The 23,806-nt window shown below is 67.7% G+C and carries 14 protein-coding genes and 1 other RNA gene; 4 read left to right on the plus strand and 11 right to left on the minus strand.

What is annotated here, in order from left to right; genetic code table 11:
* Nucleotides 1–32: 32 nt before the first annotated feature.
* Entirely contained in the window at nt 33–4,145 is a 4,113-nt protein-coding gene (gene hrpA, locus ACCQ05_RS06050) for an ATP-dependent RNA helicase HrpA (RefSeq protein ID WP_228962919.1), read from the plus strand.
* 158 nt (nt 4,146–4,303) lie between these two features.
* Here hrpA and ACCQ05_RS06055 read toward each other — a convergent pair whose 3' ends face one another.
* From ACCQ05_RS06055 to pqqA, 10 genes are all read right to left on the minus strand, one after another.
* Nucleotides 4,304–6,940, minus strand: coding sequence for a TonB-dependent receptor (locus ACCQ05_RS06055; protein ID WP_228962920.1), 2,637 nt, complete (start codon nt 6,938–6,940; stop codon nt 4,304–4,306).
* Nucleotides 6,941–7,039: 99 nt separating this feature from the next.
* Nucleotides 7,040–8,074, minus strand: a complete 1,035-nt coding sequence (locus ACCQ05_RS06060; RefSeq protein ID WP_228962921.1) for a glucokinase family protein — start codon at nt 8,072–8,074, stop codon at nt 7,040–7,042.
* A gap of 425 nt (nt 8,075–8,499) precedes the next feature.
* Nucleotides 8,500–9,984, minus strand: coding sequence for a PhoPQ-activated pathogenicity-related family protein (locus ACCQ05_RS06065; RefSeq protein WP_372393230.1), 1,485 nt, complete (start codon nt 9,982–9,984; stop codon nt 8,500–8,502).
* A gap of 400 nt (nt 9,985–10,384) precedes the next feature.
* A non-coding RNA gene (locus ACCQ05_RS06070) (sX9 sRNA) lies at nt 10,385–10,459 on the minus strand.
* 43 nt (nt 10,460–10,502) lie between these two features.
* The gene (locus ACCQ05_RS06075; protein WP_372393231.1) at nt 10,503–11,015 is read right to left on the minus strand and encodes a hypothetical protein; all 513 of its coding nucleotides are present in this window, start codon (nt 11,013–11,015) and stop codon (nt 10,503–10,505) included.
* 242 nt (nt 11,016–11,257) lie between these two features.
* Nucleotides 11,258–12,391 carry a pyrroloquinoline quinone biosynthesis protein PqqE gene (gene pqqE / locus ACCQ05_RS06080; RefSeq protein WP_372393232.1) on the minus strand — a complete coding sequence of 378 codons (1,134 nt, stop codon included), beginning with the start codon at nt 12,389–12,391 and terminating at the stop codon, nt 11,258–11,260.
* Nucleotides 12,388–12,666 (minus strand): pyrroloquinoline quinone biosynthesis peptide chaperone PqqD, encoded by a 279-nt coding sequence (pqqD, locus tag ACCQ05_RS06085; protein ID WP_104539194.1) that lies wholly within the window; start codon nt 12,664–12,666, stop codon nt 12,388–12,390. Before pqqD ends, pqqE begins: the two co-directional genes overlap by 4 nt.
* Nucleotides 12,663–13,415, minus strand: coding sequence for a pyrroloquinoline-quinone synthase PqqC (gene pqqC, locus ACCQ05_RS06090; RefSeq protein ID WP_228962926.1), 753 nt, complete (start codon nt 13,413–13,415; stop codon nt 12,663–12,665). The genes pqqD and pqqC overlap by 4 nt, the downstream gene beginning before the upstream one ends.
* On the minus strand, nt 13,412–14,311 hold the full coding sequence (pqqB, locus tag ACCQ05_RS06095) for a pyrroloquinoline quinone biosynthesis protein PqqB (protein WP_372393233.1): 900 nt from the start codon (nt 14,309–14,311) through the stop codon (nt 13,412–13,414). The genes pqqC and pqqB overlap by 4 nt, the downstream gene beginning before the upstream one ends.
* Nucleotides 14,312–14,393: 82 nt before the next feature.
* Nucleotides 14,394–14,474 carry a pyrroloquinoline quinone precursor peptide PqqA gene (gene pqqA, locus ACCQ05_RS06100; RefSeq protein WP_002812057.1) on the minus strand — a complete coding sequence of 27 codons (81 nt, stop codon included), beginning with the start codon at nt 14,472–14,474 and terminating at the stop codon, nt 14,394–14,396.
* A 235-nt stretch (nt 14,475–14,709) separates the two neighbouring features.
* Between pqqA and ACCQ05_RS06105 the strand changes: the two genes are divergently transcribed.
* Together ACCQ05_RS06105 and ACCQ05_RS06110 are read left to right on the plus strand one after the other, a co-directional pair.
* Nucleotides 14,710–16,950 (plus strand): RelA/SpoT family protein, encoded by a 2,241-nt coding sequence (locus ACCQ05_RS06105; RefSeq protein ID WP_372393953.1) that lies wholly within the window; start codon nt 14,710–14,712, stop codon nt 16,948–16,950.
* 385 nt (nt 16,951–17,335) lie between these two features.
* Complete coding sequence (locus ACCQ05_RS06110) at nt 17,336–18,850, plus strand: hypothetical protein (protein ID WP_372393234.1); 1,515 nt, start codon at nt 17,336–17,338, stop codon at nt 18,848–18,850.
* Between the two features lie 176 nt (nt 18,851–19,026).
* Here the strand turns inward: ACCQ05_RS06110 and ACCQ05_RS06115 are convergent, their stop codons facing one another.
* Nucleotides 19,027–21,138 (minus strand): glycosyltransferase, encoded by a 2,112-nt coding sequence (locus ACCQ05_RS06115; RefSeq protein ID WP_372393235.1) that lies wholly within the window; start codon nt 21,136–21,138, stop codon nt 19,027–19,029.
* 219 nt (nt 21,139–21,357) lie between these two features.
* Between ACCQ05_RS06115 and mrcB the strand changes: the two genes are divergently transcribed.
* On the plus strand, nt 21,358–23,805 hold the full coding sequence (gene mrcB / locus ACCQ05_RS06120; protein ID WP_372393236.1) for a penicillin-binding protein 1B: 2,448 nt from the start codon (nt 21,358–21,360) through the stop codon (nt 23,803–23,805).
* Nucleotide 23,806 lies beyond the last annotated feature (1 nt).

The raw sequence follows: 23,806 nt of genomic DNA on the forward strand, positions 1-23,806 counted from the left end.
AACGTCATTCAATCTTTCACATTCCTCGATCAATGAGCGCTATCGACACCGATCTTGCCACCACCTTGCGCGAGCGTCGCCGCGCGGTCGACGGCGCGATGAGTCGCGATCGTGGGCGCTTGCTTGGCCTGTGGTCGCGTTGGCAGGGCAAGCCCGGGAATATGCAGGCGCGCGAGGCATTCGAGCAAGCACTGGCGGCGTCGCAGGCGCAGCGCCAGGCGCGTGCCGAGCAGCAGCCGGCCGTCACCCTGGATGAGCAGTTGCCGATCGCGCGCGAGGCCGAGCGCATCATCGCGTTGATCCGCGACCATCAGGTGGTGGTGATCGCCGGCGAGACCGGCTCGGGCAAGACCACTCAGTTGCCCAAGCTGTGCCTGGCAGCGGGGCGCGGTGCGGCCGGCATGATCGGCTGTACCCAGCCGCGCCGGATTGCCGCGCGCGCAGTGGCCGCACGCGTGGCCGACGAGCTGAAGACCCCGCTCGGCACCACGGTGGGCTTCCAGGTGCGCTTCACCGACCGGGTGGGCGAGCAGTCGCGCATCAAGTTCATGACCGACGGCATCCTGCTGGCCGAGATCGCCAGCGACCGCTGGTTGTCGGCGTACGACACCATCATCGTGGACGAGGCGCACGAACGCAGTCTCAACATCGATTTCCTGCTGGGGTACCTCAAGCAGCTGCTGAAAAAACGCCCCGACCTGAAGCTGATCGTCACCTCGGCCACCATCGATACCGAGCGCTTTGCCCAGCATTTCGACAACGCGCCGGTGATCAGCGTGGAAGGCCGGACCTTCCCGGTGGAAGTGCGTTACCGGCCGCTCGAAGGCGAGGCGGGCGGCGATGACGACGCTGCTGGGCGCGACGGCGAGCGCACCGTCAACGAGGCCATCGTGGCGGCGATCGACGAGATCACCCGCATCGATCCGCGTGGCGATGTGCTGATGTTCCTGCCCGGCGAGCGCGAGATCCGCGATGCCCACCATGCGCTGGAGCGGCGCAAATACCGCGATACCGAAGTGGTGCCGCTGTATGCGCGCCTCTCTGCCGCCGACCAGGACCGGGTATTCAACCCCGGCCCACGCCGGCGCCTGGTGCTGGCGACCAACGTGGCGGAGACCTCGCTGACGGTGCCGCGCATCCGCTACGTGGTGGACCCGGGGTTTGCGCGGGTCAAGCGCTACAGCCCGCGGCAAAAGCTGGACCGTCTGCATATCGAACCGATCTCGCAGGCCAGCGCCAACCAGCGCATGGGCCGTTGCGGGCGCATCGCCGAGGGCATCTGCTACCGGCTGTATGCGGAGGCGGATTTTGCCGCGCGCCCGGCGTTCACCGACCCGGAGATCCGGCGCTCGTCGTTGTCCGGCGTGATCCTGCGCATGCTGCAGCTGGGGTTGGGACGGATCGAGGATTTCCCGTTCCTGGAAGCGCCGGACGAGCGTGCGGTGGCCGACGGCTGGCAGCAATTGCTGGAGCTGGGCGCGATCGATGCCGATCGACGCCTGACCGCCATCGGCCGGCAGATGGCGCGCCTGCCGGTGGACGTCAAGCTGGCACGCATGCTGGTGGCCGCGCAGCAGCATGGCTGCTTGCGCGAGATGATCATCATCGCCTCGTTCCTGGGCATCCAGGACCCGCGTGAGCGCCCGCCCGAAGCACGCGAGGCCGCCGACAACGCACATGCGCTGTTCGCCGATGCGCGCTCGGAATTCGTCGGCATCCTGCGGCTGTGGGAGGCGTACCGGCAGGCGCACGAAGACCTCACCCAGTCCAGGTTGCGCGATTGGTGTGGCCGGCATTTCCTGGGCTTTTTGCGCATGCGCGAGTGGCGCGAACTGCATCGGCAGCTGCGTCTGTTATGCGAGGAACTGGGCTGGAGCGAGGAGCCGGCCACGGCAATGCTGGCGCCGCTGTTGGCTGGCCCCAGCGCGCCTGCGCGCGCCGACGGCCACAACGCCAACCGGCCCACGCGCGGGCAACTGCACCGTGCGGCACGGCTGGCACGCGAAGGCAGGGCCGATCCGTCGGCGACACCGGCGCAGCCTGCAGCGATGGCGCCGGATCGGCAGGCCGAGGCCGCCGAGGCGGCGGCACGCAGCAGCGAGCGCGAACGGGCGGCCGCCTATCAGGCGCTGCACCGCGCGCTGCTGGCCGGGCTGCCGACGCAGATCGGCCACCGCACCGAGAAAGGCGATTTCCTGGCGGCACGCCAGCGCCGGTTCGTGCCGTTCCCCGGCTCGGCGCTGGCACGCAAACCGCCGCCGTGGATCCTGGCGGCCACGCTGCTGGATACGCAGAAGGTCTGGGGCATGACCAATGCGGCGATCGAACCGGATTGGGCCATCGCCGAACTGGGGCATCTGCTGGCGCGCAAGCATTTCGATGCGCATTGGTCGCGTGCGCAGGGGCAGGTGGTGGCGTCCGAGCAGATCAGCCTGTTCGGGCTGGTACTGGCGCCGAAGAAGCCGGTGCACTTCGGCAAGATCGACCCGGCGGCCTCGCATGACCTGTTCGTGCGCCAGGGCCTGGTGACCGGCGAGATCAACACGCGTGCGGCATTCGTGGCCGACAACCTGCGGGTACTTGAGCAAGCGCGCGAGGAAGAAGCCAAACTGCGGCGCGCCGGCATCGTGGCCGACGAGGACTGGCAGGCGCGCTGGTATCTGGACCGCATTCCGGCCGAGCTGCATTCGGCCAGCGGGCTGGACGCCTGGTGGAAGACGCTGCCGGCCGACAAGCGCCGCAGCCTGCACTGGAGCTTGACCGATCTGCTGCCCGGTGAAGGCAGCGAGGCCGATCGATTCCCGAAGTATTTCGCGCTGGGCGATGCGCGGCTGCCGTTGCATTACCGCTTCGAGCCGGGCGCCATCGACGATGGCGTGACGCTGGAGGTGCCGCTGCATCTGCTCAACGCGCTGGATCCGGCGCGTCTGTCGTGGCTGGCGCCGGGCTTCGTCGCCGACAAGGCCTCGGCACTGATCCGCAGCCTGCCCAAGGCGCAGCGACGCAATTTCGTGCCGGCGCCGGATTTTGGCCGTGCGTTCTACGAGGCCTACAGCCTGCCATCGGCCGACGACATCCGGGGCGAGCTGGCGCGCTTTTTGTCCAAGGCCACCGGCGTGCAGCTGGCGGCGCTGGATTTCGACGAACCAGCGCTGGATACCCATTTGCTGATGAACCTGCGGCTGCGCGACGACGGCGGCAAGGTGCTGGCCGAATCGCGCGATCTGGCCGGGCTGCGTGCGCGCTTTGGAGAACGTGCCGGACAGGCGTTTGCCGCGCGCGCGGGGCGTGCGCTGGCCGCCGAAGGCCTGCGCGAGTTCCCGGCTGCGCCGATCCCCGAGCAGGTGGCCGGGGAAGCCGGCGTGCCGGCGTATCCGGCGCTGGTGGATCAGGGCGAGGATGCGGCGCTACGCATCTTTGCCGACCGCAACGACGCGGCGCAGGCGCATCCGCGCGGCGTGCGGCGGTTGCTGGAACTCGCCCTGGCCGACAAGATCAAGCAGGCGCGCAAGCAGTTGCCGGTGTCGCCCAAGACTGGCCTGCTGTATGCGGCGATCGAGTCGCAGGAGCGCCTGCGTGGCGATCTGGTCGACGCCGCACTCAATGCGGTGCTGGACGAGGGGCTTGGCGCAATCCGCGACCCGGGCGCGTTTGCACATCGGCGCGACGATGCCGGCAAGCGCCTGTTCGGCGAAGCGATGGAGCGCCTGAAACTGGCCGAAAGCATCCTGGGCGCGGTGGCCGAACTCAAGCCGCTGCTGGAAGCGCCGCTGATGGGCTGGGCACGCGGCAACCTGGACGACATGGAGCAGCAATTGCGCGGCCTGGTGCATGCCGGCTTCCTGCGCGACACGCGGGCCGACGCGTTGGCCAATTATCCGCGCTACCTCAAGGCGATGATCCTGCGCACCGAACGCGCCAAGCGCGATCCGGCGCGCGACCAGGCACGCATGCTCGAACTCAAGCCGTTCGTGGATGCGCTGGACGATGCGGCCGCACGCGGGCTGCAGCAGCGCCCCGACTGGCAGGCGCTGCGCTGGGATCTGGAAGAACTACGCGTGTCGGTATTCGCGCAGGAGCTAGGCGCCAAATCCGGCGTCTCGGCGAAGAAACTGGCGCAGCGGGTGGCGGCGTTGCGCGGATAGCCGCAGCGCACGAGCCTGGACAGAGGCCGGTGGAGCGTGGCGCTGCACGCTCATCGCGCGCGACGACAGGGCGCAAGAAAAACTGTACGACCCCGCGCGACTAAGCGATGCATCGGGCCACCCGACGGGGTGGCCCGATGCATCCCGCCAACCATCCCTCAGAACTTCAGATGCAAGGTGGCCATGTAGCGTCGCCCGCTCTTGTAGCGTCCGGCCAGGTGGTCCTTGTCGCCGAGATACTGCAGGTACTGCTCATCCAGCAGGTTCTGCGCATCCAGCTGCAGCGACCAGTTCGGGCTGAATGCATAGCCGACGCTGGCGCCAAGTTCGGCATAGTCGTCCACGCTGGCCGGAGCGGCGCCGGCCACGTAACCGCCGGCCAGGTAGCTGTCGCGCCAGTTGTAGGTCAGCCGTGCGTTGAGCGGGCCTTTCTCGAAGTACGGGCTGAAGGCCACGCTGTTGCGCGACTGGTAGGGCAGGGCATCGCCGGTGTTGTTCTCGCCGTTGGCGTAGGTGTAGTTGCCGGTCAGGCCAAAGCCGCTGTCGCCGAAGGGTTGCTGGAACGAGAGATTGAAGCCCTTGACCTTGCCCTGCCCGGCGTTGCGCGGCCGCTGGATGCTGTAGTCGCAATAGCCGTCGGCGGTGCAGCCATTGCTGCCCACCAACTGCGCCCAGCTCTGCGGCGCGGTGTCGCGCAGTGCGTTGTACTGGCGCTCCACGCTGGCACTGGTGTCGATGTAGTTGTCGATCCTCTTGTAGAACACCGACCAGGCCACCACCGCTTGCTGGGCGAAGTAGTACTCGGCCGACAGGTTGAAATTCCACGACTCGTACGGCGACAGCTCCGCATTGCCGCCACTGCCGGTCAGCGTGATGTCGTTGAGGAAGGTGTTGTTGACCATCTGGTTGTACGGCGCCCAGGCGATCACCTTGGCCGCGGCGAAGCGGAACACCCAATCGGTGCTGGTGTCGTAGGACAGGGTCAGCGAGGGCAGCAGGAAATCCTCCTTGCGGGTGCGGGTCTGCCACAGGCTGTCGGCGTTGGCCAGCGAAGGCGTGCCGCTGTAGACGAAGCCGCTGCCTTCGGTCTTGGAGTCGACATAGCGCACGCCGAGATTGCCGCGCAGGCCACCGCCGGAAAAGTTCAGCTGCGCGTAGGCGGCATTGTTGGTCTGCTGCAGCGCCCAGGTGTTGTTGAGATAGCTGGCCGGGTCTGGAGCGGCGTAATCCACCGGGCTGTTGCGGATCCAGTTCAGCACATTGTTGCGGCCCGCCTGCACATGCCGTCCATGGTCGGGATAGAAACCGTCCAGGTCGGTGAGGCCGATGGTGCCCACGTCGGCCAGCGTGCCGGGTGTGACGCCGCCGTAGACATTGAGCTCGAAACGCTCGTCGTGTTTGCCGTGGCGCACGCCCAGCAGCAATTGATTGAACACGCTGTCGAACTGCAGGTTCAGATCCAGCTGGCCGTAGGTGTCCTTGCTTTGCGTGGAGAAGATGCCGTTGTTGCCGAACCAGCCGCCGGCCGAGCCCCAGTTGGCCGGGTCGCGCGCGGCGGTCGGATCGTCGAAGCGGATGCCGTGGCGGGTATCCCAGCTGAAGCCGCCGTTGTAGAACGGCTCGATGAAGTACTGCGACAGGTCCTTGTTCTCGGACTTGCTTTGGCCGATCTGTCCATTCAGGCCCCAGCCCTCGCCGCGAAACGCGCCGCGCAGGTCCAGGCCCTTGGTGGTGACTTCCGATTCGCGCACGTTGTTGTCGTAGATCACCGTGCCGCCCAATGGGTCGGCATTGGCGCTGGAATGGCCACTGGTCACCACGCCGTTTCGCACATCGCCCAGCCGGTCCACCGCGGCAACGGTGCCGGAATTCCAGGTCAGAAAGCTGTACATCGACTGGTTGTAGTTGTCGAAATTCTCGTTGATGTACAGGCCGCTCAGATTGAACTCCAGCGCCTCGCTGGGTTTGAGCTGCAGGTTGACCACGGCGCTGTCGCGCTCGCGGTCCTGCTGGAACCAGGCCGCATTGATCGAATTGGGCACATCGGCATCGGGCGGCACGGTGCCTGCGGCATTGGCGAAACTGCTGGCCGGTGCGTAGCCGAACACTTCCATGCCGCGGCGGTCCACGCGCTCTTGGTAATGCTGCGCCGACACCGCGATGCCGAAGGTCTGCGCGCTGTTCTTCCAGCTGTAGAGCAATGCCGCGTTGGGCTTGCCCTGGCTGGCCTGGTCGCTGTAGCTATAGCCGATCGATGCGGCCACTTCGTTGACATCCAGGTCCAGCGGCTGGCGGGTGTGCATCAACACGGTGCCTCCCAGGCTGCCTTCGGTCAGCCGCGCTTCGGAGGATTTGAGGATTTCCGCCCGGCCCAGGATCTGCGGCGCAAGCAATGTGTAGTCGAAGCCGCGATTGGGTTGTTCGCCATACAGCCAGATCGCCTGCGCCACCGGGTGGCCGTCCAGGAACGACAGATTCAGGCTGGGGTCGGTGCCGTCGATGCTGACCCGCTCGCCCTGGCCGAAGCGCCGGTCCAGGGTGACGCCAGGAATCTGCGACAGCGCTTCGGCCACGTTGGTGCTGGGGAACTTGCCGATGTCCTCGGCAGTGATCGCTTCGGAAATGCCGGCGTTGTTGCGTTTGGTGTCCAGCGATTTTTCCAGGCTGGCACGGATGCCGACCACCTGGACGGCGTCCAGGTCGGTGGCTTGCTGGCCTGCAGCGTCCTGGGCTTGCACGGTGAATGCCAACGACAACGCAATCGCACTGGACAGCAGGGTGGTGCTGTATTTCATGATGTCTCTCCTCATCACGCACAGGGATGGACGGCGGGCTGCTGCTCGCCGGATGCGGGGTCTTGCCGCCGCGCGCTAAAAAAACGCGCGGCCAATCGCTTACGACACGTCAGCGCGGTGCTGCAGATACCAGTTGGCTGCGCCGAGCACGCCCAATTGCCCGTGCTCGACCAATTTGACCGGGATGCGTTCGAGCACCTCGCGCATGCCGCCCTTGTCGAGCAAGCGCGCACGAAACGCGCTGGCCGCCAGGAAGCTGCCGATGCTCGGCAGGATGCCGCCGGCCAGATAGATGCCGCCGGCCGCGCCGTAGGCCAGGGCCATGTCGCCCACGGCATGGCCGAGCAGCGCGCAGAACACCTGCAGCGTTTCGCATGCCAGCGCATCGTCTTCGTGCAGGGCGGCATGGGTGATCGCCGCGGGCAGCGCGAGCCGCGGGGTGGCGCCATGCAATTGGCAGGTGGCGGTGTAGAGCCGCAGCAGGCCGGGGCCGGACAGCACATGTTCCAGTGGCAGGTAGTGCCGGTCGCGCAGCAGGATGTGCAGCAATTGCGCTTCGTGCGCGTGCGTGCTGGCCAGCGCGACCTGGCCGGCTTCGGTGGCCAGCACGATCGGGCGTGGCCTGGCATCGATCCACACTGCCGCCCCCAGCCCGGTGCCGGGCCCCACCACCAGGATGGGACCGGCGGCGCGCGCATGCCGCGGTGTGGGCCCGCTCAGCTGCAGCACCGCACGCGGCTCCATGAGCGGGGCGGCGTAGGCGACCGCTTCGAAATCGTTGACCAGATGTACGCTGCGCAGATCGAGCGCGCCGCGCAGGCGCCTGGGCGAAATGCTCCACGGCAGGTTGTTGCTGATGAAGGTGTCTTCGTCCAACGCGACTCCCGCACTGGCGATGACCACTGTATTTACGCGGCTCACCTGTGGCAGGAAGTCGGCCAGGATGGCGTCCAGGCTGGGGTACTCGGCACAGCGATAGGTGCGGTAATGCGCCAGCTCGATCGCGCCGCTGTCGGTCTGCAGCGCATGGCCAAGACGCACATGCGTGCCGCCAACATCGGCGGCGACGAAACCGGTTGCGGCGGGAACGGCGGGCGAGACAGAAGCCTGAGCAGAGTGCGAGGTCGCAGCCACATGCAGTCCTTTGGTCCGTCTGATCGGCCCGTGCCGTCAGCGAGTACGGGCCTGTGTAGGAGTTGGTGACAACGATGTCAATGGTTCAGCCGGGTTGGATCGATCTTGCTGGCGGGCTCAAGTGCCAAATCACCCCCATCGACGGGTTGTATGCGGACTTCGTTGCGCAGGCTGGTCAACATCGCCGAGTTGGTGGGTTCCCACGGCGTGGCGGTGCGCATCGGCGAGTCAGGCAGCTGGCACGGATGCGAAATCCGCGGGCCCGGAAGCGGCGCCGGCGGCGCTGGCCAGCACCGCGACCATCCATGCCAGCGGTGGTGCCCGATGCAGAACGGGTGGGTATGCCATGCCGACTCGGGCCGCGACCGCTCACCGCAAGGCGCATCGCTTCGGTCGGAGCAGCGCGGGTGCAGGCGGCTAGCTCTTCAGCGCGCTGCATTGCTCGCAACGCCCGGCAGCGTGCTGCAGGCGGCGTTGTCGGTGGGCGGTGCCTGGGTGGGGTATTGCTGCCGACCGAGTACATAGGTCTGGCTGGTGGCGACGAAGCCATCGGCATAGGTGGCTTCGACGAAGTACGCGCTCCAGCCAGCTGCCGGAACCTGGACGGGCACCGCCACCTTGCCGCCGCGCGGCAATGGCAGCGGGGTCGCGTTGTAGCGGATGCCGCAGGCATGGCGGAAATCGCGCGCCTGGGGATTGCTGGCACTCCAGAGCCGCAGTTGGGTAGGGCGCTCGGACAAGCGCAGGCGGATCCGCGGCGCCGTTCCCGCCTGCAGCGTAGCGCTGAGCTGCGGGAGCGCGCGCTGCTGCTGTAACCGCGTGACAAAAGGCACCAGGCTATCCACCACCGATGCGCGGATGCCCTTATGCCCACTGTTGGGCACCATGCGCAAGGCTTTGTTGCCCGGCAATGCGTCGTAAAAGAAGCGCGTGTTATCCGGCAGGAAGAAATCGTCGCCGCTGGCATTGACGATGTACTTGGGCACCGACAGACGCTTGCGATACGGCGTACGCAGGTAGCTGAGCGGATCCTGGATCTGCACCAATTGCGCGAATTGCGGCGTCTGCAGCTGGGTGGTGATTCCCTGTTTGGCGTAGGCGTTGAAGGCGATCGGCCAATTGCCGCCGTAGGTCCGGTACATATGCTCGAGCACGGCCGGCATGTTGAGGATGTCGATCACGAACGGCGCCACCGCCTCCACGCGCTGGTCGGCGATGGTGGCATGCCAGCTCGCCCAACCGCGCTTGGAGGCACCGGCCAGGATGAAACGATGGATCTTCAGCGGCGCCAGCTCGCGCTCGGCCAGCGACATGGTGCGTGCAATCGCCGCGGCCATCGGAACGTGCAGCAACAGGGTCTTGCGCTGCGGCGGCGCTTTCAGGAATTGCGACCAGGTATAAGCAACGCTGTCATCCTCGCGGCGCGGCGCATCGTCACCGCGATAGCTCAGCGCCTGGTTGGGAATGTCGCTCAGCGCGATCACCACGGTGCGGCTGCGTTGCGCCAATGCCGCCAGCGCGTCGGGCGTCAGTTCGCTGGCCGGTTGCGCCGCGCTGCCCGCAGCCGCATTGCGGATGCCATTGGTGGACAGCAGCACGGCGCGGGTGGGCAGCGCATCGGCGGGGACGTAGATCGCCACATCGTGCTGCCACACGGCCGGGGTGACCAGCGATTCGGGCGACCAGGTCTGCGAGGTCAACACATAGTCGCGCCGCTCCACACCGTTCACCGTGCTGGTGGCGACCGGGGTATAGACCAGCGGTTGCCGCTCCACCGCGTCGTGATAGCAGACCAGCGCCTGGTCGAAGCCAACCTCCGGTCGCGTGCATTGCTCGGCGGCGGTGTCGGCCAGTGCCGACCCGGTGGTGAACAGCAGCAGCGTGAGGGCACAACGTGTCGACAAGGGCATCGGCATTCTCCGGATGCAGCGCGGTGCGCTGCGATGGTCAGCGAGCAGGCATCCATCTGGCGTGTGCGGCAGGCAACAGACGGCTGCGCCGAAGTCTGGCAGACGCGTGCGTGCGGCGGTGTCTCAAGGGCGCAGGGTAGCGGCCCAAGCGAAGCCGCTATCGATCAACTCCACAGAATGCGACCACGGTGGCGCATCCGGTATGCGTACCTGGTGTGCGTACCTGCAGATGATGCTGCCTGCCGGCGGGCTTGCTTTGTCGGGCGATGGCGCAGGCTGGCAGGACCACGCACGTGTCGCGGTGGCGGCGGCGGATCTGGCCGCGCCCGCTGTGGTCGGGCGGGTGTGCCGCGCCGGCTGCCTGGTGGGCAGGCCGCAGCGTCACCGCGCGGCGTAAAGCGGACAACGTGCAATGGCGGGCAGTCGCCGGATGGGCGCGAACGGCGCGCGAGGCCGGGATGTACGGGCGGTACATGCCCGATCCGTGGACTGGCCACGCAGTGGTCCGGCTGGCAACCTTACTTGATCCGCCGTACCTTGGCCGGGGTGTTATAGCCATCGATCTGCAGATACCAGACACCGACCAGGCCGGGTTTGATCTTCACCTTCGGGGCGTCCTTGCGCACGCCCGACAGGCTGGCCGCATCGGTCTGTTCCCACTCCTGCCCGTTGGCCAGGGTGTAGATACGGCCCTTGGAGAAGCCCTTGAACTCGCCCACGAGCGTGCTTTCGATCGGCTCCTTGCTGCCGAAATCGAAGAAGCCGCGGTTCTTGACGATAATCTCCTGGCGGCCGGCTTCCTTGGCCTGTTCGACCACCACCGCCGCCTCCTTGGCGACCTTGCCCTGCAACCAGTCGTTGAGCGAGGCCAGCTCGCTGGTGGTGAGCTTGTCCAGACCGGCGGCCTTGAACTGCTCGGCGCTCATCTGTGACTGCAGGTCGCCCTGCACGGCACGCTGGGCCAGCGTCGGCGTGGCGGTCAATGCAAGGGTCAGGCAGACCAGCAGTGGAATGCGGCGCGCGAGCGACATGGGAGCCATCCGTCAGTAAGAGGCCGCTAGTGTAGACGCTGGGCGGGCAGGCGGTTGCGGGTTGCCGCTGGCTCGCAGAATCTCTGGCGTCTGCCGGGTCCTGCCCGGTGCAGCCGCTTGACGAGCTGGGCATGGCGAGCGGGCAACAGAATGGCCATGCCGAGCCGGGGGATGACCAGGTCGCTGTCTGCCGCGCAGGAATCGGTGTGCCCTGGCAACGCGCGGGCGTGATTGAGTGGCGCCTAGTCCGGCGCGACGTCGGCCGTGGAAGGCGGGCGTTCGGCACGCGCCGGGCGGCGGTAGACGAATTGCGGTGCCACTGCCGCAGCTTCGCGCTCGGCTGTGGCGCGCACCTGTGCGTGCGCGGGCGAGCGCTCGCACACCGGATCCAGCGTGGCGGCATCGCCGCTGAGCGCCAGCGCCTGGCAGCGACAGCCGCCCCAGTCGATCTCGCGTTTGGGGCAGCCCTGGCACACCTCGGGCATCCACGCGGTGCCGCGAAAACGTACGAATGCCTCGCCGTGGTTCCAGATCTGCGCCAGCGTGCGATCGCGCAGATTGTCGAAGCGCATGCCTTCGATGGTTTCGGCAGCATGGCAGGGCAGCACGTCGCCGCGCGGAGAGATATTGACGAAGCGCTGGCCCCAGCCGCCCATGCAGGGCTTGGGCTGGCGTGCGTAGTAGTCGGGGGTGACGAAGTCGATCGCCAGGCGGTCGCCAAGCTCGCGGCGTGCAGCTTCTACCGCAGCAATAGTGCCCATCAATTGTTCGCGGCTGGGCATCAGTGCGGCACGGTTGCGCAGCCCCCAGCCGTAGTACTGGGTGTGGGCCACTTCGATGCGTTCGGCCTGCCATTCCAGCGCCAGCGCGATCATCTGCGGCACCCGTTCGGCGTTGTGCCGGTGCAGCACCGCGTTGAGCGTCAGCGGCAGGCCGCGCGCACGCACGGCGGCTGCGAATTCGCGCTTCTTGGACAGGCTGTTGCGATATCCGGCAATGCGATCGGCACCGGCCGGGTCCACGTCCTGCACGCTCAACTGCACATGCTCCAGCCCGGCGGCCTGCAACTGGTCCAGCATCGGTTCGCCGCCGGCCACGCCGGAGGTGATCAGGTTGCTGTAAAGACCAAGCGCGCGCGCATGCGCCACCAGCTCGGGCAGGTCCTTGCGCAGCATCGGCTCGCCACCGGAGAAGTGCGCCTGCAGCACGCCCATGTCGGCGGCCTGCTGCAGCAGCGAACGCCAACCACTGGTATCCATCTCTTCGCGCAGTGCCGCCAGCGCAATCGGGTTGGAGCAGTACGGGCACGCCAACGGGCAGCGGTGGGTCAGCTCCAGCAGCACGGACAGCGGCGGTGGCGGCACGGCACTGCTCATAGCTTCAACAAACGCTTTTGGTGCAGGGTGCCGGTGAGTTCGATCACATCGGCCTCGATCTGCGCAGGATCGGCGTCGAATTCTGCCGCCAGCTCCAGCGCAATCTGCGCCAGCGAGCGCGCCCCGTCGAAACGTTGCGCCACCACCACCGCGATCTCGTCCAGTTCGACCACGCGCTCGGGTGCGAGCAGCACCCATTGGTCGCGTGCACGGTCGTGCTGCAGGCGCACGCCTGCGCGCAGGGCCGGCTGGCTGTCGCGGCCGATGCTGCTCATGCCGCGACCCGGCTGGCTGCGCGGTCGGGTACGAAGGCATCCGGCCAGACGATCCCCGGCGCGACATAGGCCACGTGCAAGGCATCCAGCTGCGCCCACAGCACCGAGCACTTGAAGTGCAGCGCCGCCTTGACCAGTTCCTGCTTTTCTGCGGTGTCGGCATGTTGCTTGACGTACTCCAGCGCGAAATCCGAATCGCGCGGCGCCTCGGTCAGGCGATGCTCGAAGTAAGCCAGCGCCTCGGGCGAGACGAAGTCGTAATGCTTCAGCATGCCGGCCACACGCTGGCCGATGATGTTGGGGGCGAACAACTCGGTGAGCGAGGACGCAATCGCTTCCAGCAGGCTCTTCTCGCGCACGAACTGCAGATACGCCTGCACCGCGAAGCGCGTGCCCGGCAGCAGGGCGCGCCCGGATTCGACCAGATGGCGGTCCAGGCCCAGTGCGTCGGTCAGGTGCAGCCAGCGCGCGATGCCGCCGTCGGCGGCGCTGTTGCCGTCATGGTCGAGGATGCGCTGGCGCCAGATGCGCCGCAGCGCGGGATCTTCCATGCGCGCCAGGATCGCCGCGTCCTTCAAGGGAATGCAGCGTTGGTATTCGAAGCGGTTGAGCGCCCAGGCCTGCACCTGGCCGCGATCGAGCTTGCCATCGTGCAGCAGCGCATGAAACGGGTGCTGGTCGTGATACAGGCGTGCGCCGATGGCGCGCAGCTCCGCTTCCAGTTGGTCCGGGGTGAGCAGGGCGGTCACAGGGTGATCTCCAGGCCGTCGTGCGCAACATCCCAGCCGTTGGCGCGCGCGCTGGCGTATTCGGGCGAATGGATATCGAGCACGGGATTAGTGGTGTTGATGTGGATGAAGATCTTGCGCGCCACACCGAGCGGTGCGAACGCCGCCATGGTGCCTTCCGGTCCATCGATGCTCAGATGGCCCATGCGCTGGCCGGTTTTCTGGCTGACGCCCAGTTGCACCATTTCGTCGTCGCGCCACAGCGTGCCGTCGAAGAACACCAGCTCGGCGCCGCGCAGGCGCTCGCGCAGTGCGTCGGTCATGGCCGCGCAGCCGGGGATGTAGTGCACGCGGTGGCGGCCATCGCCGATGGTCAGGCCCAGGGTCTCTTCGTTGGAACCGGCCAGGTCGCCGCCGCTGCGCGATTCCATGAACAGCGGGACCTTGCCGGGCACCGAAAATGGGGTCAATTGCAGGCCCAGCAGCGACAGGGGCGTATCCAGCGCAAACGGCTGGCGCGACACGTAGTGCGGGTTGAGGGCGTCGAAGATCGGGTTCTGTGCCAGCAGGTCCAGTACGCGGCTGCTGGCATGCAACGAGAACGCCTGGCTCTCGCGCATCGACAGCAGCCCGGCGATATGGTCGATCTCGCCGCTGGTCAGCAGCACTGCCTCGATCGGTGAATGCCGCAGCCCGTGCTGCGGCCAGAGCGCAGGCGTGGCGAGAAGTTGTTGCCGGAAATCGGGTGAGGCGTTGATCAATACCCAGCGCTGACCATCTGCGCTGACGGCGATGCTGGCCTGGGTACGGCGTTGGGCACCGTCTGCTTGTTGCCAGGCCCGCTGGCTTGCGGGGGTATGGCAATTCCACTGCGGGTGCCCACCGCCGGCCGCCGATCCCAAGACGATAATGCGCATGGAGAACTGTTACCTAATCTGCCGGCCGCGGCCGGTCACGCATCAATGGGAAGGGCGGCAGGTGAGTCAAGAAACGGCCGGATCAAAACTCGCCGGAGACGTAGCAGTTGATTTCGGCGCCACAATTCACTTCACGGACGACAGGCTTCTTCCAGGTCTTCATCGGCTACCTCGCTGTGGGTGGAAAAACGCCGTCGCTGCGTAAGGCGGCGATGACGTACAAGGAGCATAGGCAGGCGGTTTGGCCGAGTTGTAAAGAGCGCGTAAAAAGCTGATGCGATGCAGCGCTGCGTGTGCGCTATCGCACACGTCATGGCGCGCAGCGGTTACGAATCAAGCCCTTGCCGGGTGAACCGACCCTAAGTGCGTCCCGATGAGCTGCCACCGCCAGGCTGGAAATTGCGCGTTGTGGAGATGGTGACGCGCACGTTACCGTAGCTGCCAGCTCCCAGTTATCGCCTGCCGCCGTGTCCACCGCTGTGACCAGTTCCTCATTCGATCGCCTGCAGGCAGTGCTGCAGCGCCCCGCGCTGGCATCGGTTGCTCCGGCATTGCGCGAAGCGCTGGCGCGCGCCTGGCAGGACGCACCGCCTGCGCCAGCCGACAGCGTGGCCTGGTCGCTGCTCGGCGACACGCTGGATGCACTGGCGCTGCTGGCCGCCGACGAGGCCACCTTGATCGCGGCATTGCTGTTCGACCTGCCGACATTGCGCGGTGCGATGGCCGGCCTGCCCTGGCAGCCCGCCGAACGCCGGGTGGCAGTGGAGGGGCTGCTCGACGGACTGGACGCGGCCGATCAGGTCTGGGCGTTGCATGCCGGGCGCGAGGCCGGGCGCAACAGCGAGGGGCTGCGCCGCCTGCTGCTGTCCATCATCCACGACCTGCGCGTGGTGCCGATCCTGCTGGCACGGCAGCTGGCGCGCATGCGCGTGGCCGATCGCCTCAGCGAAGACCAGCGCCGCGCGCTGGCCCAGCTCACCCGCGACATCCACGCGCCGCTGGCCAACCGTCTGGGTATCTGGCAGGTGAAGTGGGAGCTGGAAGACCTGGCGTTCCGGCATCTCGAGCCGGAGACCTATCGCCGCATCGCCCGCGAAGTGGACGAGACCCGCATCGCCCGCGAGCGCTATATCGAGGCGGTCAAGCGCACCCTGTCCGGCGCGCTGGCCGAGCAGGGGCTGCGCGCGGAGGTGAGCGGACGGCCGAAGCACATCTACAGTATCTGGCGGAAGATGCAGAAGAAGCGGCTGTCGTTCGACCAGCTGTACGACGTGCGCGCGGTGCGGGTGATGGTCGATGACGTGGCCGCCTGCTATGCGGCGTTGGGGGCGGTGCATTCGTTGTGGACGCCGGTGCCCAGCGAGTTCGACGATTACATCGCCCGGCCCAAGGCCAACGACTATCGCTCGCTGCACACCGCCGTGGTCGGCCCGGAAGGGCGCACCATCGAAATCCAGATCCGCACCTTCGAGATGCACGCCCAGGCCGAGCTCGGCGTGGCCGCGCACTGGAAGTACAAGGAAGGCGGCAAGGGCGCCGAAAAGGCCTTCGACCGCAAGATCCTGTGGATGCGCCAGCTGCTGGAACAGGTGCAGGAGGGCGACCATGGCGAACTGGCCGGTGCGCTGGATGCCGAGCTGATCGAGGATCGGGTGTATGCGCTGACCCCCAAGGGCGAGGTCATCGATCTGCCGCAGGGCGCCACCCCGCTGGATTTTGCGTACCACGTGCACACCATGGTGGGGCATCGCTGCCGCGGTGCGCGGGTCAACGACCGCATCGTGCCGCTGACCTACCGGCTGCGCAGCGGCGACCGCGTGGAGATCATGACCGCCAAGGAAGCGGACCCGCGTCGCGACTGGCTGCTGGCGGCCAACGGCTTCCTGGCCAGCGGGCGTTCGCGCGACAAGGTGCGCGCCTGGTTCCACAAGCTCGACCGCGCGCGCAACGTGCAGGCCGGCAAGGAACTGCTCGACCGCGAACTCAAGCGGCTGGGCCTGCAGCAGGCCGACCTGGGCGTGGCGACGCGCAAGTTCCACGCCGACAGCGTGGACGATCTCTACATCCAGGTGGCGCTGGGCGACACCGGTCCCAACCAGGTCAGCCGTGCGCTGCTGGAAGCCGAGCGGGCCGCCTCGCAGCCGGCGGTGCCCGCGCCACCGCGTCCGACTGCGCGCCGCGATGGCCTGGGCAAGTCCAAGTTCACCGTGCAGGGCGTGGGCAACCTGCTGGTGCAGCTGGCGCGGTGCTGCCAGCCGGTGGCCGGCGAACCGATCGCCGGCTACCTCACCCGCGGCCGCGGCATCACCGTGCACCGCACCGACTGCGTGGCCCTGGCCCGTTTGGCGGCTGCGCATCCGCAACGGGTGTTGCCGGTGGAGTGGGGCAAGGCAGGCAGCGGCTACGAGGTGGATGTGCAGGTGCGTGCAGTGGACCGGCGTTGGCTGCTCAAGGACATCACCAACCTGATCGCGCAGGAGGACGCCCACGTGCTGGAGATCAACAGCGACAACGTGCGCGACACCGGGCGCGCGCAGTTGCGACTGCGGCTCAAGGTCAGCGACTACGACCAGTTGTCTGCGCTGCTGGGCAAGCTGGATGCCTTGCCCGGCGTCAGCGAAGTGCGGCGGCTGGGCTGAGCGGCCGACGCGACCGCCGCGTTTAGCGTCAAGATGCCTGCCTCCGGTCGATGCTGCCCAAGACGCGTGCGCATCCCGCACCACGCGCCCGTCCGGCTTGCCAGCGATCCGGGCCAGCCGCTCACGCTACAGCCGCGCTTGGCCGCACTGCAGGCGCCTTGAAAATTCGCCGAAAGAGTCCAACGCGCCTCCAGCCGTTCGCACCTTACCCGCCTCAACGACTCCCGAATCCCAAATCCCAAATCCCAAATCCCGAATCCCGAATCCCGAATCCCGAATCCCGAATCCCGAATCCCAAACAACCCACACCGCCTTCGCGCCACCCCGCTACCATGACGGGGTGAACGCGTCCCCGTCAGGTCGCGCCAAGGATGGACGCAACCGCATGTTTCCGCTGCCGCGCTGGGCCAGGTCGCCCCGCCTCTGGGCGCCGTTGCGCAGCCGCGCGCTCTGGCGCGTGGTGCTGGCGCTGTCGCTGTGCCTGCTGATGGGTGTGATCGTGTTGCGCCAGCCGCTTGCCGACTGGCTGTGGCCGGACACCCGGATCCAGCAACTGCTGCAGCGGGGCAATGCCGCATTGGCGCGCGGCAAGCTCAGTGCCGCCGACGGCAACGGGGCACGCGAACTGTTTGCCGCCGCACTTGCGCTGGATGGCGACCGCAGCGAGGCCCGCGCCGGGCTGGCGCGTACCGGTGCGGCTGCAGTGGTGCAGGCGCGCGCGGCGATCGCGGCCGGCGATGCGGCCGATGCGCAACGTGCGTTGGCGTTGGCAACCGCGCTGGAGGTGCCGCAGGCGCAGATCGCCCCGGTCTCCTTGCGTCTGCGCGACCTGCAGGCGCGCCGTGCCGGCTTGGACGCCCTGGTCGCGCAGGCGGTCGCCGCCCAGCACCAGGGCCGCCTGGATGGCACGCCCGACAGTGCGTTGCCGCTGTACCAGCGCGTCCTCAGCCTGGCACCGGACCGCACCGACGCGCTGGAAGGGCGCGAAGACGCCCTGACCGATCTGCTGGCGCAGGCGCGCCACGCCTTGGGACGCGATGCGCTTGGCGAGGCGGCCGCGCTGTTGGTGGCGGCCAAGCGCTACGACGCCGGCCACGCCGACGTGCCGTCGACCGAAGGCCATTACCACCGTGCGCTCGAACAGCGGCGGCAGCGCGCCGATGCCTTGCTGCGGCGTGGTCGCCTGGCACCGGCGGCGCGCGATTTCATGGCAGTGCTGGCAGCCGAGCCGGAAGATGCCGATGCGCGGCGCGGGCTCGATCGGGTGGCCAGCGAATATGCCGCCCAGGCGGGGCGCCAGGCCGCGGATTTCCAGTTCGACCAGGCCATGCAGTCGCTGCAGCAGGCGCGGGTGCTGGTGCCGGGCGCCGCCTCCATCGCCCAGGCCGAACAGGCGATCGCGCGCGCGCGCGATGCCCAGCGCGGGCCTGAAACCGGCTTGTCGCGCGGCGTACGCGAACGCCGGTTGCGCGCGCTGCTGCAACGCGTGGCCGATGCCGAGGCGCGAGAGCAGTGGATGACCCCGCCGGGCGCCAGCGCCTACGACGCCGTGCGCGCCGCACAGGCGCTGGCCCCGCGCGATGCCCGCGTGCTGCAGGCCGCTGCGCGCGTCGCGCCGGCCAGCCGGCGCTGCTTCGAGGACGAGTTGCGCAACAACCGCCTGCGTGCGGCGCGCGGATGCCTGGACGCGTGGCAGGCGCTGACACCCACTGCCGACGCCTTGGCAGGCGCGCGTCGCCGTCTGGCGCAGCGTTGGATAGCAGTGGGGAGCGAACGGCTGGGCCAGGAAGACGCGGCATTCGCCCGTCGAGCGCAGGACGAGGCGCGCCAGCTGGACCCTGGCTTGCCGGAACTGACCGAATTCACGCGACGGGTCAAGGCCGTGGCCGAGCAGCGTTGAGCGGTCGTTGCCAGGTGTCGCCGACATCGGAGCCTGCCGAACCTGTCGCTCGACCCCGCATTCTGAAACAACGCGATCTGCCACGCGCAATCCTTCTCCCATCGGGAGAAGGTGCCCCGAAGGGGAAGATGAGGGTACGAGTCAAGCCTGGCGATCTGTCTCCCGGCCGACACTGCTCACTTCGCAATAAACAACGCACGCACCGTCGCGCGTGCCGCATCCAGCGAAAAATGCTCGGCCACGTTGCGCAAGCCGTTATCGGCTAACCGCTGCCACAGCGCTGCATCCTGATACAGGCGTACGATCGCGCTGGCGAAGGCATCGGCGTCGTCGGCCACGCACACATCCTCGCCATCGCGCAGGTGCATGCCTTCCACCGCACAGGTCGTGCCGACCACCGGTTGCCCGTGTGCCATGCTCAGATTGATCTTGCCCTTGACGCCGGCGCCGAAGCGCAGCGGCGCCACCGCGATGCGGACCTTGTCCATGAACGGCAACAGATCCGGCACATGACCATGCAACTGCACGCCGGGACATTCCTCGGCCAGCAGCTTCAATGCCTCGGGCAGCTCCGCGCCGATGCAGTGGAACACCACCTCGGGCAGGCGTGCGCGCACCTGCGGGAAGATCGCACTGATGAACCACTGCACCGCATCCACATTGGGCGGGTGACGAAAGCCGCCGACGAAGACCAGGTCGCGGCGTTGCCCGAAGCTGGGGCCGTTGCCGGCCACCTCGTGCAGGTTGGAGAGCAGGGCGGTGCGGATCTGCGGCGCGTCCGCGTGCAGCTGCGCCTGTTCGGCAGCGGACACCAGCACGGTGACATCGGTGGCGGCCATGATCTCCAGTTCGCGCAGCCTGGTACGTTCTGCGCTGCGCAGCAGATTGGCGTCGCCGGCCAGTTCGGCGCCGCGCCGCTCGCGCAGGTAATGCAGGTCGACGGTGTCGAACAGCGTGCGTGCCTGCGGAGCGTACTGCTTCAACAGCGGCAGGCAGGCATGCGCGACGTGGTGGCGCACCAGCAGCACCACCGCAAAGCGCGGGCCATGGGTGCGCAGCCAGCTGCCGATGCCGTCCAGAAACGGTACATACCAGACCTCCACGCCCAGCTGCTGCAGCGCCTGGGTGTGGCGCCCGGCGTGCTCGCGGCGGGTTGGCACGAACACCACATGCGCCCCCTCCTCGCAGAGCAATCGGATCAGGTTGAACTGCCGCAGCGATCCCGAGTCGCGGTCCGGCTGCGGCACGCATTCGTCCAGGATCAACACCTGGCGTTGCCCACGGTGCAGCTGCGCCGGTCCGGGAACGGTGCCCACCGGCAAGTGCGCGACCAGGGTGGGCTGCCATTTGTCGGCGAACACACGCTGGTTGCGCACCTGATACGCCTTGACCCCGGTGCGGACGTCGGTGCCGTTGCTGGTGCCCTCGTCGTGCACCACCACGCTGGCCGGTTGCACCAGGACCTGGCGGCCGGCGGCGCGTACTGCGAAGGAAAGATCAGAAGCACTCCACGCCGTCGGCGCGTCGGCGTTGTCTAGCCGATCCAGCCCGCCCAGCGTCTGCAGTAGCGTACGTGGCAGGGCAATCGCCGCCCCCGAGCAGTAATCCATGGCGCGGACATAGGCGTAACGCGGATCCTCGGCCGATTCGAAGCGGCCATAGCTCCAGGCACTGCCATCGGCGAACACCACGCCGCCCGATTCCTGCAACCGCCCATCCGGATAGACCAGCTGCGCGCCGACCAGGCCGGCGCCCGGATGCTGGTCGAAGGTGGCGATCAGCCGATCCAGCCAGTCGGGCTGGGGGATGGTGTCGTTGTTGAGCAACACCACGTAATCGCCGCGCGCCAGCGCGATGCCGTCGTTGCAGGCTGCGATGAACCCTCCATTGCTGGCACGCAGGTGATAGTGCAGGCCGGACAGCTGCGGCAGCTGCACGGCCGTGGCATCGCTGCTGCCATCGTCCACCACGATGATCTCCATCGCCAGCCGTGGCGGATGTGCGGCCAGCGCGCGCAGGCATGCCAAGGTGTGGGCAATATGGTTGTAGACCGGAATCACCACCGTCACGCGTGGCGTGGCGCTGTGCGGCAGTGCGAACGGGGCAAACGGCGCTGCTTCGGGCAACCACAACGGGCTGCCCAGTGCGGCCGGAGGTGCTTGCGTATGCACGCGAATGCGCTGCCAGGTGGCGCGCCACCCACGCGTGCGCATGCTGGCTACGGAGCGGTGGATCAGGCCGAGCACGCGATTGAACAGATAGCGCGCATCGGCCAGGGACATCGACATTGCGTTGGAACTCCAGCGTGAAGGCAAGTGGAACGTGGTGGCGATGACCAGCCGGGCGCGGATAGGTGGCCCAGCAGTGTACCGGCCAGATCCCGCCGCCTTGCGCCCGGCATCCAGCGCCGGAGCATCGTTAGCCGCGCTTAAGTCGGAACGGGCGGGCAGACCGCAACCATGACAGCGCTGCGCTAGACTCGCCGCACCCTACATTCTCGCATCCCCGTGCCCCGACGCTACGACAACGACGATTCCGACGATTTCCAGGACGACACCGACGAGCAAGGCTCCCGCTGGCAGCGCAGACTGATCGTCTGGGGATTTGCCGCGCTTGCGCTGGCGCTCGGTTTCCTGATCCCGTACACGGTGTATCTGAACAAGCAGGTCAGCCAGCGCTTCGGCGAACTGCGCTGGCAGATTCCCACCCGCGTGTACGGGCGTCCGCTGGTGCTGGCGCCCGGCACTGCGCTGGATGCGGCCACCCTCAAGACCGAGCTGGATGCCGCCTCCTACCGCGACGACGGACAGGCCACGCTGGCCGGCACCTACCGGCAGGATGGCAGCCGCTTCCTCATCGCCAGCCGGGGCTATATCGATGTGGACGGGCGCGTGCCTGCACGGCGGATCGAGCTTGCGCTGTCGGGCGGGCGCGTGGCCAGCCTGCGCGATGCAGGCAGCCGCAAGGCGTTGAAGAGCGCGCGCCTGGATCCGGCGCGGATCGCCACGCTGTACGGGCAGAAGCAGGAAGAGCGCCGCCTGGTGCGCATGGAAGAAGTGCCCGAGCTGCTGGTCACCGGCCTGCAGGCGGTGGAAGACCGCGACTTCAATAGCCACCACGGCATCGACCTGAGCGGCATGGTGCGTGCGGCCTGGATCATGCTGCGCTCGGGCGGCCAGGTGCGCCAGGGTGCCAGCACGCTGACCCAGCAGTTGGCCCGCAGCGGCCTGCTCGGCATCGGCAAGGAGCAGACGCTCACCCGCAAGTTCAACGAAATCCTCTACGCGGTGATCATGGAGGCGCGCTACGACAAGCGCACCATCCTGGAGGCCTATCTCAACCAGGTCTACCTGGGCCAGCGGGGCGGGCAGGCGATCCACGGCGTGTCCTCGGGCGCCGAGCTGTGGTTCGGCCGCGAGCTCAATTCGATGACCACCGAGCAGATCGCACTGTTGATCGGGCTGGTCAAGGGGCCGTCGTACTACGACCCGCGACGTAACCCCGAGCGCGCGCTGGACCGGCGCAACTTCGTGCTGGGCAAGCTGCACGAGAACCAGTTGATCGACGCCGCCGAGTACAAGCGCGCACTCGCCGCGCCGCTGGGCGTACCGCAGGAGCCCGGCCTGGTCGCGGCCAACCGCTTCCCGGCGTACGTGGATCTGGTGCGGCGGCAGCTGGCGCACGATTATCCCGAAGGCGTGCTGCAGGGTGCTGGCATGAGCGTGCTCACCGGCATGTCGCCATCCGCGCAGGCGTATGCCGAAGGCGCCGTCACCGGCACCATCAAGCGGCTGGACAACAAGAAGCGCCCACCCTTGCAGGCCGGCCTGGTGCTCACCGACGTGCACAACGGCGATGTGCTGGCGGTGGTCGGTAGCCGCGATGTGGCCAAGCCGGGCTTCAATCGCGCGGTGGAAGCGCAGCGTCCGGTGGGCTCGCTGCTCAAGCCCTTCGTCTACATGCTGGCGCTGGCCTCGCCGGACCGCTGGGCGCTGTCCAGCTGGGTCGACGATTCGCCGGTCACGGTGCAGCTCGGCCGCGGCAAGACCTGGTCGCCTGGCAATTCGGACAACCGCAGCCACGGCACGGTGCGGCTGGTGGATGCGCTGGCGCATTCCTACAACCAGGCCACGGTGCGCGTGGGCATGCAGGTCGGTGCCGACCGTATCGCCCAGTTGATCCAGGTGCTGGCCGGCATCAAGGCCGACCCGAACCCGTCGCTGATCCTGGGCGCCACCGACCAGAGCCCCTACGGCATGGCGCAGCTGTATCAGTTCCTGGCGGCCGGCGGCGAGATCCAGCCATTGCATGCGGTGCGTGGCGTGCTCGACCCGCAGGGCAAGCTGCTCAAGCGCTACGACAAGACCCCGGCACCGGCGCAGGAGGGCGATTCGGTGGCCGCCAACCTGATCAGCATCGGCCTGCAGCAGGTGGTCAGCAATGGAACCGCGCGGCAGTTGCTCGGCGATGGGCTGGGGCGGTTGTCGCCGGCCGGCAAGACCGGCACCTCCAACGACGGTCGCGACAGCTGGTATGCCGGCTACACCGGCGACCATCTGGCGGTGATCTGGATGGGCAACGACCAGAACGAGCAGACCGGCCTGTACGGCGCCACCGGCGCGATGCGGGTGTGGTCGAGCATCTTCGCCCGGCTGCCCAGCGCGCCGCTGAAGGTCAGCGGCAAGGGGCTGGACTGGCAAGCGGTGGATGCAGTCGGGACCGGCGTGACCGATGCCGGCTGCCCGGGCGCGCGCCAGTTCCCGTTCGTGGTCGGCTTCACGCCCGCGTATGTTCCTTGCGCGGGCGATGCGCCGTCGATCGATGGCGTGCCTGCCGATGCTGCCTCCGCGCCGGTCGAGCAATCCAGCGGCGGCGGCTGGCGGCGCTTCTTCGGCCTGGAAAAGAAGCCCGAAGAACCCGCGCCGGCGCCCGCTTCGGCGCCCCCTGCACACTGAT

This window comes from Xanthomonas sp. NCPPB 3582, assembly GCF_041475735.2.
GTDB lineage: Bacteria > Pseudomonadota > Gammaproteobacteria > Xanthomonadales > Xanthomonadaceae > Xanthomonas > Xanthomonas codiaei.

Bases quoted from the DNA above. Each gene is read 5' to 3' on its own strand.
- hrpA (WP_228962919.1), top strand. From the start codon at position 33: ATGAGCGCTATCGACACCGATCTTGCCACCACCTTGCGCGAGCGTCGC.
- ACCQ05_RS06115 (WP_372393235.1), bottom strand. From the start codon at position 21,138: ATGTCGATGTCCCTGGCCGATGCGCGCTATCTGTTCAATCGCGTGCTC.
- ACCQ05_RS06055 (WP_228962920.1), bottom strand. From the start codon at position 6,940: ATGAAATACAGCACCACCCTGCTGTCCAGTGCGATTGCGTTGTCGTTG.
- ACCQ05_RS06065 (WP_372393230.1), bottom strand. From the start codon at position 9,984: ATGCCCTTGTCGACACGTTGTGCCCTCACGCTGCTGCTGTTCACCACC.
- pqqE (WP_372393232.1), bottom strand. From the start codon at position 12,391: ATGAGCAGTGCCGTGCCGCCACCGCCGCTGTCCGTGCTGCTGGAGCTG.
- pqqB (WP_372393233.1), bottom strand. From the start codon at position 14,311: ATGCGCATTATCGTCTTGGGATCGGCGGCCGGCGGTGGGCACCCGCAG.
- ACCQ05_RS06110 (WP_372393234.1), top strand. From the start codon at position 17,336: ATGTTTCCGCTGCCGCGCTGGGCCAGGTCGCCCCGCCTCTGGGCGCCG.
- pqqA (WP_002812057.1), bottom strand. From the start codon at position 14,474: ATGAAGACCTGGAAGAAGCCTGTCGTCCGTGAAGTGAATTGTGGCGCC.
- ACCQ05_RS06075 (WP_372393231.1), bottom strand. From the start codon at position 11,015: ATGTCGCTCGCGCGCCGCATTCCACTGCTGGTCTGCCTGACCCTTGCA.
- pqqD (WP_104539194.1), bottom strand. From the start codon at position 12,666: ATGAGCAGCATCGGCCGCGACAGCCAGCCGGCCCTGCGCGCAGGCGTG.